This is a genomic window from Zhenhengia yiwuensis (assembly GCF_014384995.1).
In the GTDB taxonomy this organism is placed as follows: Bacteria; Bacillota; Clostridia; order Lachnospirales; family Cellulosilyticaceae; genus Zhenhengia; species Zhenhengia yiwuensis.
In genome coordinates this window covers 1-563 of record NZ_JACRSY010000134.1, presented here as the reverse complement: position 1 = coordinate 563, position 563 = coordinate 1, and the positions used below count along the sequence as shown (strand labels likewise).

At 32.5% G+C, this 563-nt stretch carries 1 protein-coding gene; it reads right to left on the bottom strand.

Annotated elements, in window-relative coordinates; all coding sequences use genetic code 11:
• Positions 1-431, bottom strand: a 431-nt coding sequence (locus H8718_RS21205; RefSeq protein WP_249334886.1) for a hypothetical protein, incomplete at its 3' end; no start/stop codon positions are given.
• Positions 432-563 lie beyond the last annotated feature (132 nt).

The window sequence follows — 563 nt, the reverse complement described above, 5'->3', positions numbered from 1 at the left end:
TTCAGGCCTATTTTAGCACCAGTTAATAACCACATTAGAATCATAGCTTCATTAAAGGCTATATCCTTCTTTGTACAATGCTTTGCATAGGTAATCGTTTTAAGAAGCTTTCCTAATTCACTAGATTTATGTGTGGTATTTTTATATTTATGATGTGCATATTCAAGGTACTGCCTAATAGGGTTATAAGCATTCATATTGGCAATGCATGAAGTAAATCCCCACAAATCATCTTTAGAAAGTACCAATCCCGTTCTTCTACAGTCACTATTTATTTGAGTAAGAAAATCTTCATAAATATACCATTCTCTATTACTTTCAATACTTCGCTTCAATTCATTATATTTAAGTTCAATTCCCTTATTATCATAGAGGATTTTTAGGTTCTCCCAAATCTTAAGAGGTGTCCCCCTAGGGCTTAATTCATACATATTGTGAGGCTTCTCCTCCCCTTTCAGCTCCTGCACTTTCTTTTTAAATAATTTTTCTTCCCCCCTACTTATAGCTTCTTTTAGTAATAACTTATACTTCTTATTTTTTTCCTCTTTATCCTCTACTTTCAA